Origin of the sequence: Kitasatospora sp. NPDC087315 (assembly GCF_044744345.1) — a bacterium.
Lineage (GTDB): Bacteria > Actinomycetota > Actinomycetes > Streptomycetales > Streptomycetaceae > Kitasatospora.
Window position 1 is genome coordinate 78,835 of the sequence record NZ_JBIUYD010000013.1, and the last position, 14,415, is coordinate 93,249.

Below are 14,415 nucleotides of genomic sequence, written 5' to 3' on the forward strand. Positions count from 1 at the left end.
CCCGGGGACGGGCGCCGCAGGACCGCCAGGGCGTCAAGGACGACACACCGCGGCCCGAGCGCGGTCACCCACCTGCGCGCGACACCTGAGTCCCGGACCGGCGCCGCCGCTCCGGCGACCGCCGCGGAAAGGAATTGCGCGTCGTGACTGCAGAGACCTCCCAGACCCTGGACCGTGGCGTCCGGGTCCTCAAACTCCTCGCCGACTCCGAGCGCGGGCTGACGGTCACCGAACTGGCCGCCCGGCTCGCCGTCAACCGGACCGTCGTCTACCGGCTGCTGGCCACCCTGGAGCAGCACGGGCTGGTCCGCCGGGACATCGGCGGCCGGGCCCGGGTCGGCCTGGGCGTCCTGCGCCTGGCGCACCGGGTGCACCCGCTGCTGCGCGAGGCGGCCCTGCCGGCCCTGCGCAGCCTGGCCGAGGACCTCGGCGCCACCGCCCATCTGACCCTGGTGGACGGCAACGAGGCGCTGGCCGTCGCCGTGGTCGAACCCAGCTGGACCGACTTCCACGTCGCGTACCGGACCGGCCTGCGCCACCCGCTGGGCGAGAGCGCCGCCGGGCGGGCGATCCTGGAGGCGCGCGGGTTCCCCGGCCAGCGCCGGCCGGACCAGGGATTCGTCATCACCCGTGCGGAGGAGCAGTCCGGGGCGTCCGGCGCCGCGGCCGCGCTGCTGGGGCTGAGCGGGATCGAGGGCAGCGTGGGCGTGGTGATGCTGAACGGACTGGTCCCCGAGCGGGTCGGCCCCCGGGTGGTGGAGGCGGCGACCGAGGTGGCCGACGCCCTGCGGTAGTGCCCGGCGGGAGTGCCGGGTGTGTTTGGATGCCTCTGTGTCCGACTCCAAGCTGCCCAAGGCCCTGACCGCCCCCCGTACCCGCGCGCTGGCGCTGTGCGGGGCGCTGGTCACCGCGCTGTTCGGCGTGGCGGCCTTCGTCCCGCTGCCGTACACCCTCACCTGGCCCGGCGTGACGGCGGACACCCTCGGCAGCTACCAGGACCGGCCGGTGCTCACCATCACCGGAGCGCCGGTCCGGGCCACCGACGGCCAGCTGCGGATGGTGACCATCTCGGCGACCAGCCCGGGGGAGCGCACCACCTTCTGGCGCTCGCTGCAGGCCTGGTTCGACCGGGACGAGGCGGTCCGGCCGACCGACACCGTCTACCCGCAGGGCAATCCGGCCAAGGCCGAGGAGGTCACCGCCCGGCAGATGGCCGAGTCGCAGAACAGCGCCGCGATGGCCGCGCTCTCCTACCTCCACCTCTCGCCGGACCAGGTGAAGGTGAAGGTCGACCTCGGCGACATCGGCGGCCCGAGCGCCGGCCAGATGCTGGCGCTGGGCATCGTCGACAAGCTCGCCGGGGACGGCAAGGGCGGCGACCTCACCGGCGGGCTGAAGATCGCGGGCACCGGCACCATCGACGACCAGGGCACCATCGGCGCGGTGGGCGGCGTACCGCTGAAGACGCAGGCCGCCGCCCGGGACGGCGCGACGGTGTTCCTGCTGCCCAAGGACGAGTGCACGGACGCCAAGGTGAACACGCCCGAGGGCCTGCGGCTGGTCCCGGTGGGCACGCTGGGGGAGGCCGTCTCCGCGCTGGAGGCGCTCAGGAACGGCGGCGGCGTCCCGAGCTGCTGACGGCCGACGGCGGCCGGACGGCGCGGGTGCCGGGCCGGGCGGCTACTCCGCGGCGGCCTGGTCCACCAGCGGCAGGATCCGGTAGGGCACCGGGTTCTCCAGCGCGATCGCCGTCGAGGACCGGACGATCCCGTCGAAGCCCACCACCCGGTCGATCACCCGTTGCAGATCGGCGTTGGAACGGGCCACGATCCGCACCATCATGTCCCCGTGCCCGGTGATCGTGTGCAGTTCCAGCACCTCCGGCACGCCCACCAGGTGCGCCCGCACGTCCGCGCCCTGCCCCTGGGAGATCTCCAGCGTGGCGAACGCCGTCACCGGGTAGCCCAGCGCCGCCGGGTCCACCTCCGGGCCGAAGCCGCCGATCACCCCCTTCGCCTGGAGCCGGTCCAGCCGCGCCTGCACGGTGCCCCGGGCCACCTGGAGGCGGCGGGAGCACTCCAGCACCCCGATCCGGGGCTCCTCCGCCAGCAGCCGGATCAGCCGTCCGTCCAGCGGGTCGATCGCGTCGTTGCCGCCGCCCGCGGCCGCCGGCGGCGCGGAAGGGCTCGGTGCGGCAGGGGAGTCGGCCGAGCCGGGGGAGCTCGGGGAGTTGGCGGGGGGCATCGCGGGCTCCGTCCTCCGGTGGGCATTCTGTACAGCGGTGCGGCCGATTCTCCCGCCCCGGCGCACACCTTGACCAGGAGGAAACGGAACAGTTGCGCGGCGGTCGGCTCGGCGCCACCCTCCAGCCACACCCCCGTGAGCCGGTCCCCGCACCGCGCCCGGGCTGATCGTGGTCCCGTACGCCTACCGGGAGGGCCGTCATGACCGACACCGCCGCCGAACCCGTTCTGCTCGCCGCGGGCCGGGAGGAGCCCGACCTCGTCCCGATGGGGCGCGCCGACGCGGTGGTCTTCGCGGTCGGGGACGCCGAGCGCGCGGCACGCCGCTACGCCGCCGCGCTCGGCCTGCGATGTACCGCCTACGCGGGGCCCGGGACGGGCGAGCCGGAGACCGTCTCGTACGTGCTGCGGGCGCCCGGGACGCGGTTCGTGCTCACCTCGCCGGTCCAGGTCGTCGGCCCGCGCGGGCGGGAGCTGGCCGCGTACCTGGCCCGGCACGGCGACGGGGTGGTGGACCTGGCGGTGGCGGTGCCCGATGTCCACTACGCGTACGACTTCGCCGTCGACCGGGGCGCCGGCTCGCTGGCCGAGCCGTACGAGGTGCGGGACCGCTACGGCACGGTGGTGCTCGCCGCGATCAGGGTGCCCGGCGGCACCCGGCACACCCTGGTCGACCGCTCCCGCTACACCGGGCCCTATCTGCCCGGGTACCTGCCGTTCGAGGGGTGGTGACGGGAGGTCAGCGGATCACCGGGTCGACAATCGGCGGGTGGCCGTTCCAGTAGGCGATGACCGAGTTGGTCTGGTCGTCCTTGGTGAAGTCCACCCGCAGCCACTGCTCGCCGTTCCAGACCCGCATCGTCCAGCCGGGGTCCGGTGTGGCGGAGACCAGCGAGGCACTGTCCGACCGGATGTCCAGGGCCACCTTGCCGCCCGGGACCGGGTAACTGCGCACGGTGGACGTGGGGGTGGCGGTCGGTACGGGCCGGCGGGAGGAGGGCTGGGCGGTGGCCGCGGTGACGGGACTGCGCTGGGTGGTCGGGGCGGCGGGCGTGGACGGCGGGGCGGGCGGCTGGGGCTGGGGCGTCGACGACGCCTGCGTCTGGGCCTGCGCGGACGTGGGCGTCGGCGTGGGTGTCGGCCTGGTCCCGCTGGAGGCCGGGGAGGGCAGTGGCAGCGCCGTCGGCTGCTCGAACGCGGCGCCGGTCAGCACCGCGTGCACGCCGAGCCAGGACAGCGCCACCGCCGCCCCGGTGGCTGCCGCCCAGGCGCCGAGCTGTACCAGTCCGTTCCGCATCGTGCGCACATCCTGCCGTATCCCGGGGCGCGGCAGGTGGGCACCCCTGCTATTCGGCAGGGTAGTTGCACAAAACCCCGGCCGCGGGCCGGACCGGGTCCGGCCCCGCCCGCGGCCGGGGCCGGACCCGACCCCGAGGTACAGACCATTGCATGCCGATGGCGTACCGTGCAGCCCCATGGCAACAGTGCTCGTGGTCGAGGACGACCCCTTCGTACGCTCCGCCCTCATCCGGCACCTGGCCGACACCGGCCACGCGGTCCGCAGTGTGGGCACGGCACTTGAGGCGCTGCGCGAGGTCGCCCAGGTCGGCTGTGACCTGGTGATCCTCGACCTCGGCCTGCCCGATCTGGACGGCAGCGAGGCGCTCAAGATGATCCGCGGCCTGACCAATGTGCCGGTCATCATCTCCACCGCCCGCGACGACGAGACCGAGATCGTCCGGCTGCTCAACGACGGCGCCGACGACTACTTGGTGAAACCTTTCTCCGGTGAGCACCTCAGCGCCCGGATGGCCGCCGTCCTGCGCCGGCTCGGCGGCGGCGTGGCCCCCGTGGCCCAGGTGCTCAGAGTCGGCGGGCTCGCCATCGATCTCCAGCGGCGCGAGGCCGCGCTGGACGGGCGGCCGCTGGATCTGACCCGCCGTGAATTCGACCTGCTGGCCTTTCTCGCCGCCCGCCCGGGGGTGGTGGTGCCGCGCAAGGAGATCCTGGCCGAGGTCTGGCGTCAGACCTACGGCGGCGACCAGACCATCGACGTCCACCTCTCCTGGCTGCGCCGCAAGCTCGGCGAGACCGCCTCCAGCCCCCGTTACCTGCACACCGTGCGCGGCGTCGGGGTCCGGCTGGAGGCGGCCGGGCACCCCACCGGTCCCGGGCCGGCCCACGCGGAGCGCCGGACATGAGGAAGTTCGGCCACTCGCTGCGCTGGGCCCTGATCAAGGCCGCCGTGGCCGGTACCACCATGGTCGCGCTGGCCTTCCTCATTCCGCTCGGGCTGATGGTCCAGCAGACCGCCCGCGACCGGGCGTTCACCGCGGCGGAGCGTCAGGCCGCGGCCCTCGGCCCGGCGCTCGCCATCACCACCGGCCAGGAGGCCATCACCCGCGCCGTGGCCAGCACCGACGCGGGCGCGCAGCGCCGGATGGCGGTCCACCTGCCGGCCCCGGCGCGGACCGCCGCCGGGGCGGACGGCGCGGCGGCCACGGCACCGGCCGCGGTGCCGGGCGTCCTGCCCGGCGCGGCACCGACCGCGGTGCCCGGCGTGCCCGCCGCGGCGGGCGGGGAGCCGGCCGGCGCGGGTGAGGGGGGCGGGCCGACCATCGGCGACGCCCACGCGCTCGCCGCCGACGTGGCCAGCGCCGCCGGCCAGGGCCGCTCGTTCACCGTCGAGGTGCCCGGCGGCTTCGCGCTGCTCCAGCCGGTCGCCGTCGACACCGGCCGGACCGCCGTGGTCGAGGTGTTCGTGGCCGACGTCGACCTCACCCGGGGCGTCTCCACCGCCTGGCTGGTGCTGTCCGCCGTCGCACTCGCCCTGGTCGCCATCTCGGTGCTGGTCGCCGACCGGATGGGCGCGCGGATCGTCGCCTCCGCCCGCCGGCTGGCCGGCGCCGCCCGTTCGCTCGGCGCCGGCAACCTCGCGGTCCGGGTGCCCACCGACGGCCGGCAGACCGCCGGCAGCCCCGAGGAACTGCGCGAGGCCGCGCACGCCTTCAACGCCATGGCCGACCGGGTCGTCCACCTGCTCGCCGCCGAGCGGGAGCTGGCCGCCGACCTGTCGCACCGGCTGCGTACCCCGCTCACCGTGCTGCGGCTCAACGCCGCCTCGCTCGGCGAGGGCGACGCCGCCGACGCCACCCGGCACGCCGTCTCCCAGCTGGAGCGCGAGGTCGACCAGATCATCCGCTCGGCCCGCCGGGCGCCCGAGGACGCGCCCGCCGTCACCGTCGGGTGCGACGCCGCCGAGGTGATCCAGGAACGGGTCGGCTTCTGGTCCGCACTCGCCGAGGACGAGGGCCGCCGCTGGCAGCTCGCCGGCGCCGACCAGCCGGCCCCCGTCCCGGTCCAGCGCGGCGACCTCGCCGCCGCCGTGGACGCGCTGCTCGGCAACGTCTTCCGGCACACCGCCGTCGGCACCGCCTTCTCGGTGGACGTGCTCGCCGCCGACAGCTCGGTCATCGTCCTGGTCGGCGACGCCGGCCCGGGCTTCACCGACCCCGAGGCCGCCCTGCAGCGCGGCCAGGGCCACGGCGGCGAGGGCTCCACCGGCCTCGGTCTGGACATCGCCCGCAAGCTCGCCGAGGCCACCGGCGGCGATCTCGCGCTCGGCCGCTCCGCCGTGCTCGGCGGCGCCGAGATCCGGCTGCGGCTGGAGGCGCGCCCCGACGGCGCCCCGGCCCGGGCCGGCCGCCGCCGCAGCCGCAGCGCGCTGTTCCAGCGGTGAACCCCGGCGACGCCCCCGGCCTCTTTCTTAAGCGGGCCCTAAGGGACCTGTACCCCTCGCTCAGCAGGCCGGTTCCGGTCCTCGGGCACCGCTAGCGTCGTCCGCGCCGGTCACCCGACCGAGCCGGGTCGCAGGCCCGCGACGGGTCCACGCACCCTCGCCCGGCCGCTGCGGCCCCCACGGCCCCACCTTGCCTCCCCCACCCTTTCGGGCGGGGAGGTTTCCCAGCGGAGGTACGCCCCTATGACGACCCAGCCCAACCGCCGTCCAGGCCGCCGCCGACGCAGCCGCAAGGGGACCGTCATCGGCGCCTCGGCGGTCGCCGCCGCGCTGGTCGCGGGCGGTGTCGTCGTCCTCGCGTCCTCGGCCAGCGCCGCCTCGCTGGGCGCCGTCTACAGCCGCACCAGCACCTGGGACGCCGGCTACACCGGCCAGTACCTGGTCACCAACCCCGACAGCGGCGCGATCGAGGACTGGACGCTCTCCTTCGACCTGCCCGCCGGAGCGAAGATCGACTCGCTCTGGAACGCCACCTTCAGCGCCACCGGGCAGCACATCACCGTCAAGCCCGAGTCGTGGAACAAGCGGCTGGAGCCCGGCAGGAGCGTGGTGGTCGGCTTCGTCGCCCAGGGCTCCGGCGCCGCCCAGGGCGAGCCCGGCAACTGCCTGATCAACAACGTCTCCTGCAAGGCCGGCGACGGCACCGCGCCCACCCCCTCGGGCCGGCCGACCACCTCGCCCAGCGCCAGCGCCACCGCGACCGCCGTCCCGACGTCCGCCACCCCGACCCCGACCCCGACAGCGACGGCCCAGCCCACCACCGCCCCGCCCAGCCCCACCGCCACCGTCAAGCCCACCACCCCGGCGCCGACGCCGACCACGGTCCCGACGCCCACCGCGACCGGCACGCCCGTCCCGGCCACCGGCGCCGGCTTCGCCCCGTTCGTGGACACCTCGCTCTACCCGCCGTACGACCTGGTCGCCACCGCCAAGGCGAGCGGCGTCAAGAACTTCACCCTGGCCTTCGTGGTCTCCGGCGGCGGCTGCGTCCCCAAGTGGGGCGGCGTCAGCGACCTCTCCGCCGACGCGGTGGCCGCGCAGATCGGCGCGCTGCGGGCGATCGGCGGCGACGTCCGGGTCTCCTTCGGCGGTGCCAACGGCAGCGAGCTGGCCCTCGCCTGCTCCTCGGTGGCCGACCTGACCGCCGTCTACCAGAAGACCGTCGACACCTTCGGCCTGACCAAGATCGACTTCGACGTGGAGGGCGGCGCGATCGGCAACACCGCCGCCAACACCCGCCGCGCCCAGTCCATCGCCCAGCTGCAGAAGAACGCCGCCGCCAAGGGCAAGGCCCTGGACGTCTCCTACACCCTGCCCGCGCTGCCCTCCGGCCTCACCCAGGAGGGCGTCAACCTGGTCGCCGACGCCAAGAACAACGGCGTCGCGATCGGCGCGGTCAACATCATGGCGATGGACTTCGGCGACGGCGTCGCCCCGAACCCGCAGGGCCAGATGGGCAAGTACGCCATCGCCGCCGCCACCGCCACCCAGGCCCAGGTGAAGAGCGTGCTCGGCCTGGACGACGCGTCCGCCTGGCGCAAGGTCGCCGTCACCCCGATGATCGGCGTCAACGACGTCGCCAGCGAGATCTTCACGGTCGCCGACGCCAAGCAGCTCGCCGACTTCGCCACCGCCAAGCACCTCGCCTGGCTGGCCATGTGGTCCGGCACCCGGGACAAGGCCTGCGACGGCGGCGCCAAGGCGTACGCCGACGCCAGCTGCAGCAGCATCGTCCAGCAGCCGCTGGACTTCACCCGGGCCCTCGGCGCCTACGCCGGCTGACCCGTCGACGGCCCTCCCCCCGGCCCCGGCCGGCCGCGCACCGACCGCAACGGAGCGTGGCCGGCCGGGGCGTTTCCCTCAGGGTGGACACTCTCCGTGACCGAACGGCGCCGGGCCGGGGTGCCGGGCATCCGGTATCGTCGCTGGTTGGTCGAGCGGTGGACGGAGCGGAACAGTGACAGCGGTGCAAGACGAGCGCAGCCCGGTGCGAACCGCACCCGACCCGGCGCCCGCCCCCCTGTCGAACCGGCTGAAGGCCGCCCTCGGCGCGCCCGTCCAGGCCCTGCGCGAGGCGCCGCGGCGACCACTGCTGGCCGTCTCCGCCGTGGCGCTGCTGTCCCTGGTCGTCTACGCCGTCGTCCGGCACTTCGTCCACACCTCGATGGTCGACATGATCGTCTACCGGGCCGAGGGCGCCGCCGTCGCCAACGGCACCGATCTGTACGGACTGCGGGTCACCGAGTGGAACCTCCCCGCGACCTACCCGCCGTTCGCCGCGATGCTGTTCGTGCCGACCACCTGGTTCCCCGTCCCCTTCCTCCGGGTGGCGATCACACTCGGTAACCTCGGGCTGCTCGCGCTGCTCACCCACCTGTCGTTCAAGCTGGTCGGCTGGCCACGCCGGGAACTGCGCCCGCTCGGCGTGATCCTGGTCACCGGCGGCGGGGTCTGGCTCGAACCCGTCTTCACCACGCTGCGCTACGGCCAGATCAACCTGGCCCTGGCCTGCCTGATCCTCTGGGACCTCACCCGCCCGGACGGGCGCCGCAGCAAGGGCGTCGCGATCGGCATCGCCGCCGGCATCAAGCTCACCCCCGGCCTGTTCGCCGTCTACCTGCTGATCACCGGCCGGGTCCGGGCCGCGCTGGTGGCCGGCTTCACCTTCCTCGGCACCTTCCTGATCGGCGCCCTCGTCCTGCCGGACGCCACCTGGGGCTTCTGGACCAAGTACCTCTACGACTCCTCGCGGGTCGGCAAGACCGAGATCGTCGACAACCAGTCGGTGCGCGGCGCCATCGCCCGCCTGCTGCACACCGCCGACCCCGGCACCGTCGCCACCCTCGCCGGCGTCGTGGTCGCCGTGGCCGGTCTCGGCGTCGCCGCCTGGGCCTCCTACAGCTCCCGCTGGCTGCCCCGCGCCGAGGCGTGGGGCGTCTGCTGCGCCGCCGTCACCGCCGTCCTGATCTCGCCGATCAGCTGGACCCACCACTGGGTCTGGTGCGTGCCGATGCTCGCCCTGCTCGCCTGCGAGGCGTCGATCGAGCACGCCCGCCCGGCCGCCGTCCGCAAGCTGCGCTGGCGCGCCGCCTTCTGGGCCACGCTGGTCGCCTTCTTCTCCTTCGCGATGTGGGCCGTGCCGCACCACGGCGACCTCGACCTGCACCTCCCGCCGGCCAGCCAGCTCCCGGCCTCGGTCTACCCCTGGGTCGGGCTCTGCTTCCTGCTGGCCGCCGGGCTACGCATAAGGGCCAGGAGGCGCGCCGCCGGCGCTCCGCTGGTCCGGCTGCCCGGCCAGCGCGACGGCGGCGGCCACCCGGGCCCCGCGCACGACCGTCAGCAGGCCCCCGCGGCCCGCTGAGTCGTCGGGGCCGCCTGGGCCGGCGAAGCGGTCCGGGCCGCCGGGGTCGTGCGCCCCGGGGGCGCGGCCGGTCACGCGAGCAGCTCGGCGAGCGAACCGTCCAGGTCCAGGGCGGACAGCTCGCTGCCCGGCGGCACCAGCCGGTGCGCCCGCTCCAGCCAGGCCGCGACGGCCGGCAGCGGGGCCTCCAGCAGCGCGTCCCCGGCCGGCGAGCTCAGCGCCAGACAGAGCACGCTGCGCCGGCCCGAGCGGGTCGGCCAGATCCGCACGTCCCCCTGGCCGCACGGCCGGAAGGTCCCCTCGACCAGCAGCTCGCGGGCGAACACCCAGGTGACCGGCGAGCCGGTGTCCAGGTGGAAGGTGATGTGCACCGCGTACGGGTCGTGGCTGCCGTACGACAGCCGGGCCGGGACGGGGACGCTGTGCTCGGGTGAGAGCACCAGGTTGAGTTCCAGCTCGTGCTCGACCACGCTCGTCGCGCGCTCCATGATCGGCTTCCTCTCTGCCTGCGGTTTCGTGCCCGGTTCCGGGCCCTGCCCCCTTTCAGAGCGCGTCCGGGGTCCGTTCTTACTCGGGTTTCCGAGATTTCTTCGCGGACTTCCGTGGACTTCGGTGAGGAGTGGTGAACACGGTGGAGTGAGCGCGTGTTCGTGGGCGCGCGCCGGGGCGACCGCAGGCCGGCCTTACCCCGTTCGAACCCGCTCCGTCCGATGATTGACCAACTTTCCACCTCGGGGCCGCCGAGGCACTACCCTTTGTGACTGTCCGGCGACTGTCCGCCCATGCGGTGGTGCCCCCGAGCGCGCCAACGGCGCAGCCGCCGCCCCGCCCCGGGTTGCCCGCGTGCTCGCCGGGCGCGCCGCATCGGCCCTGCCAGGAAAGAAGACCCCCATGACGGACCGGCCCTTCGTCGGCGGTACGGACACGGCCGTCGGCCCCGCGCCGGGCTACTACCCCGACCCCTCGATCCCCGGCTTCGTCCGCTACTGGGGCGGCACCGCCTGGGTGCCCGGCACCAGCCGGCCCGCCCCCGCGGCGGGTGAGGTGCTGGAGCCGCCCCGGTTCGCGTCCCGCAGGCCGGTGCAGGGGGGTGCCGGAGTGGGTGGCGGTGCGCGGTTCGTGCCGCCGCCGGTGGCGCCGGAGGCCGGCGGGGAGGGTACGGGGTTGCCGCCGGGGGCGGGATCCGGGGAGGCGTTCGCGGCGGGGTCCGCGGTGGCCGCGGGGGAGACCGGGCCGGTGTACCTGGACCAGACCGAGGGCAGGGCGTCGTTCAGCGTCGGGCCGCCGGTGGAGCCTGCGGGCGGCCCGGTGTTCCTGCCCGCGCGTGGTGAGGCGGGGGCGTCCGCGGCGGTGGGGTACGAGTCCGTCCCGTCGGGCTGGCAGGTCGACCCGCGGACCCAGCGCGGACTGCTGGACACGGGTGACGCGCCGCGCTGGGTCTCCTGGGGCGTGCTGTCCGGGGCCGGCCCGGCTCCGGACTCCGTGGACTCCGCGCACTCCATGGGCTCTCCGGACTCCGAGGGTTTCCCGGAGCTCTCGGGCGTCCCGGGCTTTCCGGGCTTCCCGGGTGCGGGCGAGTGCGTCGCGGACGAGCGCGGGCCGGCGGCCGGATCGGGGGCCGCGCTCGGTCCTGTGCCCGGCCCCGGCGCCGCTTCCGGGCCCGGCGCAGGCCCGGTGGCGGTTCGCTCCGCCGTTCCGGCGGCTGCCGTGCCCGGTCCCGTACCGGCTTCCGCGGCCGCCTCGCCGTCCGCCCCGTCCGCCCCGTCGGTCCTGTCCGCCCCGGTGGGGTCGGCCGAGTCGGTCCCGGTGGTACCCCCTCCTGCCGCAGCCGCCGTCCGGCCGGCGCCCCGGGCCGCCCCGCGCCGCCCGACCGCCCGGCGCCGCCCCACCCGGCGGACACCCGCCGGCCCGGGGCGCCGGCTGGCCGCCCGGCTGGTGGACACCGCCGTCCTGGCCGTGGTCGCCGCCGCCGCGGGCCTCCCGCTCGGCCGCGAGGTGTCCGCCCACCTCCAGCGGAAGCTCGACCAGGCCCGGATGGCCAGCGTCCTCACCCACCACCAGGTCCAGGTCTGGCTGGTGGACGGCGTGGTGGTGGGCAGGCTCGCCGTTCTCCTCGGCATCCTGGCCTTCGTCGGACTGCTCTACGAGGTGCTGCCGACCGCCCGTACCGGCCAGACCTTCGGCAAGCGCCTGGCCCGGATCCGGGTGGTGGACGCGGCCCCGGCGGCCGCCCGCGCCCGGCTGGGCTTCGGCCGGTCGCTGCTCCGCTGGACCGTCGGGCAGCTCGCGGCCCTGCTGCTGATCGGCCTGGTCTGGCCGCTGCTCGACCGCCCGGCCCGCCGCGGCTGGCAGGACCGGGCGGCGCGCACCCGGGTCGTCCGGGACTAGGACGTGTTGTGCGGGTCGAATAGGCAAAACGGACTAAATATCCCAACCCCATAGAATGCGCGATGTTCTACTCGGGGCATGAGCACCCACGACCCCTCAGGCCCCGAGCCGGAGGGGGGCGGCCAGCCCTCCTTCGACAAGCGGCCCCCGCAGTCGGGCGGCGGCACGCCGGAAGGTAAGCCGTCGGACCCGTACGGAAACCCCCCGCCGTCGTCCGGTGGCCCCGAAGACCGGCCCGGCGCGTACGGCGGTGAGTACGGCGGCGCCCCCGGCGGGTCGCCGTACGGGCAGAGCCCCTACGGCCAGTCGCCGTACGACCAGCCGCCGCCGCCCGGCTACGGCCCGACCGGACACGGCACACCGGGCGCCGGGCCCCTGCCCGGGATGCCGCCGCTCGGCAGCTGGCCCAACCGGATCCTCGCCCGGCTGATCGACTACCTGCTCGTGCAGGTCGTGGCGATCATCGTGGTACTCCCCTTCGCCAGCCTCGGTGACCGCTCCGGTTCGACCGGCGCGTTCTGGCTCGCCTGCGCGCTCTACCTGGTCTACGAGGGTCTGATGCTCAGCCGGGACGGCCAGACGCTCGGCAAGAAGGCGATGAAGATCCGGGTCGCCATGCTGGCCGACGGCAACTCGCCGGCCCCGGCCGCCGCCTGGACGCGGGCCGCCGTCTTCATCGTCCCGGCGGTCGTCTGCTGCGCCGCCCTCTGGTGGCTGATCGACGGCCTGTTCGGCGTCTTCGACAAGCCGTACCGCCAGTGCCTGCACGACAAGGCCGCGAAAACCGTGGTGGTCTCCACGGCCTGAGCGCGAGTCCTTCGGGTCCGGTGCCGCCAGGTGGTGGGTCAGCGCTGCCGGGCGTACTCGTGCCCGGCGGGGCCCGCGGCGGGTGCGGGCGCCTGGGCGGTGGCGCCCGCCGGACGCCGGCGGGCGGCGGTGGACAGCGACAGCAGGGTCACCAGCGTGCCGAGCGCGAGCGCGAAGCCCAGCAGGACGGCGGTCTCCAGGACGCCGGTGGCGCCCGAGACGGCCAGCAGCGCCACGGTGGCGGCGACGACGGTGAAGGTGCCGAGGCAGATCTGAGCGGTGGTCGGGCGCGGCATGGCGGTGGTCCTTCGCACGTCGGGGGGAACGGGCGGTGCCGGGGGAGGTGCCAGGAGCCATGCCCGGCACGGGAGTTCGGTACGTTCAGGCTAGCCCGCCGGCTCCGGGGCACAGGGGGCGCACAGGCTCACCCGGGGGTCGTCCGCCCCACTCGGTACGGTGGTCGCGACCCGACCGCCGACCCTCGCAGGGAGAACCGCCGTGCCCATCCCCGCCGACTGGCCCACCACCGAGGCCGAGGCGCTCGCCGAGCAGGAACGGCTGCGCCCGCTCGTCCGGCCGTACGGCGACAGCCCCACCGCCGACACCGGCGAGCGGCCCGACGAGGCGCTGGTCGCCGGCGTCGACGTCGCGTACGACGACGAGCGGGACCTCGTGGTCGCCGCCGCCGTCCTGCTGGACCGCGACACCCTCGCCGTCGTCGAGGAGGCCACGGCCGTCGGCCGGATCGCCTTCCCCTACGTACCCGGCCTGCTCGCCTTCCGGGAGCTTCCCGCCGTCCTGGACGCCCTGGCCGCACTCACCCGCACCCCCGGCACCGTGGTCTGCGACGGGTACGGCCTCGCCCACCCGCGCCGCCTCGGCCTGGCCAGCCACCTCGGCGTGCTCACCGGCCTGCGCACCCTCGGGGTCGCCAAGACCCCGTTCACCTTCGACCACCGCGCACCGGACGCCGCCCGCGGCTCCTGGACCCCGCTCACCGACCCCGCGACCGGCGAGGAGGTCGGGCGCGCCGTCCGCACCCGGCCCGGCGTGAAACCCGTCTTCGTCTCGGTCGGCCACCGCATCGGCCTGCCCGAAGCCGTCGACACCACCCTCGGCCTCGCCCGCCAGTACCGCCTGCCCGAGACCACCCGCCGCGCCGACTCGCTCTGCCGCCGCGCCCTCGCCGCGCTGCAGGAGAGGACGCCCACGAACTGACCCCGGGTCAGGCGGTGTGGCGTTCACCGGCGATGCCGTTCTGCCGGCCCGGGCCATGTGTTAGACATGTGTTCCCGGGCGCCGCAGAGGGCCGCGCGGGACGAACGTACGGGACGGACGCACGGGGGAGGCGCCGGGAGTGGGCACGGGGACCGGTTCGAGCGGCGGGGCCGGCGGCGGCTACCGCGTCGAGGTCGAGCAGCTGCGGGCGTTCGCCGCCCAGGTCCGGGTACTGCTGGCCGAGTTCCAGCACTACGCCGACGGCACCACGACGCACGGCCGGAGCGGCGTCGGCAAGAACGCCTTCGGCACCTTCGCCGAGGCCACCGAACTGCACGGCCGGTACCAGGCGATGCGGGACGGCCTGCGGGACGTGCTCAACCAGCTCCAGGAAGCCGTCGACGACGCCCAGAAGAAGGCCGAACTCACCGCCACCAACTACGAGGAGCAGGAGCGCCGCACCGCGGGCAGACTCAAACTCGGCGACGACGGCTGGTCGGTGGCGGTCCCGTCCGCCACCAGCGCCGCCGCGTACGCCCGGACGGTGGCCCCGCCCCGGCACTCCGGCGGGAAGTCCGAACGGTGAGCACCGAACAGCC

At 75.4% G+C, this 14,415-nt stretch carries 15 protein-coding genes; 11 read left to right on the forward strand and 4 right to left on the reverse strand.

From position 1 onward, the window contains the following. Nucleotides 1–143: 143 nt before the first annotated feature. Entirely contained in the window at nucleotides 144–794 is a 651-nt protein-coding gene (locus tag ACIO5D_RS20005; protein WP_363606603.1) for a helix-turn-helix domain-containing protein, read from the forward strand. 37 nt (nucleotides 795–831) lie between these two features. Next, complete coding sequence (locus ACIO5D_RS20010; protein ID WP_400655547.1) at nucleotides 832–1,638, forward strand: S16 family serine protease; 807 nt, start codon at nucleotides 832–834, stop codon at nucleotides 1,636–1,638. 42 nt (nucleotides 1,639–1,680) lie between these two features. On the opposite strand, the gene ACIO5D_RS20015 is transcribed toward ACIO5D_RS20010, so the two are convergent. Beyond that, a complete protein-coding gene (locus tag ACIO5D_RS20015; protein WP_400796739.1) occupies nucleotides 1,681–2,244 on the reverse strand; it encodes an Lrp/AsnC family transcriptional regulator in 564 nt (187 codons plus the stop codon). A gap of 200 nt (nucleotides 2,245–2,444) precedes the next feature. Between ACIO5D_RS20015 and ACIO5D_RS20020 the strand changes: the two genes are divergently transcribed. Next, on the forward strand, nucleotides 2,445–2,975 hold the full coding sequence (locus ACIO5D_RS20020) for a VOC family protein (protein ID WP_363606608.1): 531 nt from the start codon (nucleotides 2,445–2,447) through the stop codon (nucleotides 2,973–2,975). A 7-nt stretch (nucleotides 2,976–2,982) separates the two neighbouring features. Here the strand turns inward: ACIO5D_RS20020 and ACIO5D_RS20025 are convergent, their stop codons facing one another. Continuing rightward, a complete protein-coding gene (locus ACIO5D_RS20025; RefSeq protein ID WP_363606610.1) occupies nucleotides 2,983–3,540 on the reverse strand; it encodes a hypothetical protein in 558 nt (185 codons plus the stop codon). Nucleotides 3,541–3,718: 178 nt separating this feature from the next. On the opposite strand from ACIO5D_RS20025, the gene ACIO5D_RS20030 reads away from it, so the two are divergent. From ACIO5D_RS20030 to ACIO5D_RS20045, 4 genes are all read left to right on the forward strand, one after another. Further along, nucleotides 3,719–4,444 carry a response regulator transcription factor gene (locus ACIO5D_RS20030; RefSeq protein ID WP_363606611.1) on the forward strand — a complete coding sequence of 242 codons (726 nt, stop codon included), beginning with the start codon at nucleotides 3,719–3,721 and terminating at the stop codon, nucleotides 4,442–4,444. Continuing rightward, nucleotides 4,441–5,982, forward strand: coding sequence for a HAMP domain-containing sensor histidine kinase (locus ACIO5D_RS20035; RefSeq protein ID WP_363606612.1), 1,542 nt, complete (start codon nucleotides 4,441–4,443; stop codon nucleotides 5,980–5,982). The genes ACIO5D_RS20030 and ACIO5D_RS20035 overlap by 4 nt, the downstream gene beginning before the upstream one ends. A 243-nt stretch (nucleotides 5,983–6,225) precedes the next feature. Then, entirely contained in the window at nucleotides 6,226–7,824 is a 1,599-nt protein-coding gene (locus ACIO5D_RS20040) for a cellulose binding domain-containing protein (RefSeq protein WP_400796743.1), read from the forward strand. Nucleotides 7,825–7,999: 175 nt separating this feature from the next. Then, complete coding sequence (locus ACIO5D_RS20045) at nucleotides 8,000–9,403, forward strand: glycosyltransferase 87 family protein (protein ID WP_400655556.1); 1,404 nt, start codon at nucleotides 8,000–8,002, stop codon at nucleotides 9,401–9,403. A 71-nt stretch (nucleotides 9,404–9,474) separates the two neighbouring features. Here ACIO5D_RS20045 and ACIO5D_RS20050 read toward each other — a convergent pair whose 3' ends face one another. Then, entirely contained in the window at nucleotides 9,475–9,891 is a 417-nt protein-coding gene (locus ACIO5D_RS20050; protein WP_363606615.1) for an SsgA family sporulation/cell division regulator, read from the reverse strand. Nucleotides 9,892–10,294: 403 nt separating this feature from the next. Between ACIO5D_RS20050 and ACIO5D_RS20055 the strand changes: the two genes are divergently transcribed. Next, a complete protein-coding gene (locus ACIO5D_RS20055; RefSeq protein WP_400796746.1) occupies nucleotides 10,295–11,791 on the forward strand; it encodes an RDD family protein in 1,497 nt (498 codons plus the stop codon). Between the two features lie 78 nt (nucleotides 11,792–11,869). Further along, nucleotides 11,870–12,598, forward strand: coding sequence for an RDD family protein (locus ACIO5D_RS20060; protein ID WP_363606617.1), 729 nt, complete (start codon nucleotides 11,870–11,872; stop codon nucleotides 12,596–12,598). A 38-nt stretch (nucleotides 12,599–12,636) separates the two neighbouring features. Here ACIO5D_RS20060 and ACIO5D_RS20065 read toward each other — a convergent pair whose 3' ends face one another. Next, nucleotides 12,637–12,894: a hypothetical protein gene (locus ACIO5D_RS20065; protein ID WP_363606618.1), complete on the reverse strand. Its 258-nt coding sequence runs from the start codon at nucleotides 12,892–12,894 to the stop codon at nucleotides 12,637–12,639. 202 nt (nucleotides 12,895–13,096) lie between these two features. Here ACIO5D_RS20065 and ACIO5D_RS20070 point away from each other — a divergent pair, with 202 nt between their 5' ends. Both ACIO5D_RS20070 and ACIO5D_RS20075 read left to right on the forward strand, forming a co-directional pair. After that, on the forward strand, nucleotides 13,097–13,816 hold the full coding sequence (locus ACIO5D_RS20070) for an endonuclease V (protein WP_400796749.1): 720 nt from the start codon (nucleotides 13,097–13,099) through the stop codon (nucleotides 13,814–13,816). Nucleotides 13,817–13,955: 139 nt separating this feature from the next. Next, complete coding sequence (locus ACIO5D_RS20075) at nucleotides 13,956–14,402, forward strand: hypothetical protein (RefSeq protein WP_363606620.1); 447 nt, start codon at nucleotides 13,956–13,958, stop codon at nucleotides 14,400–14,402. Nucleotides 14,403–14,415 lie beyond the last annotated feature (13 nt).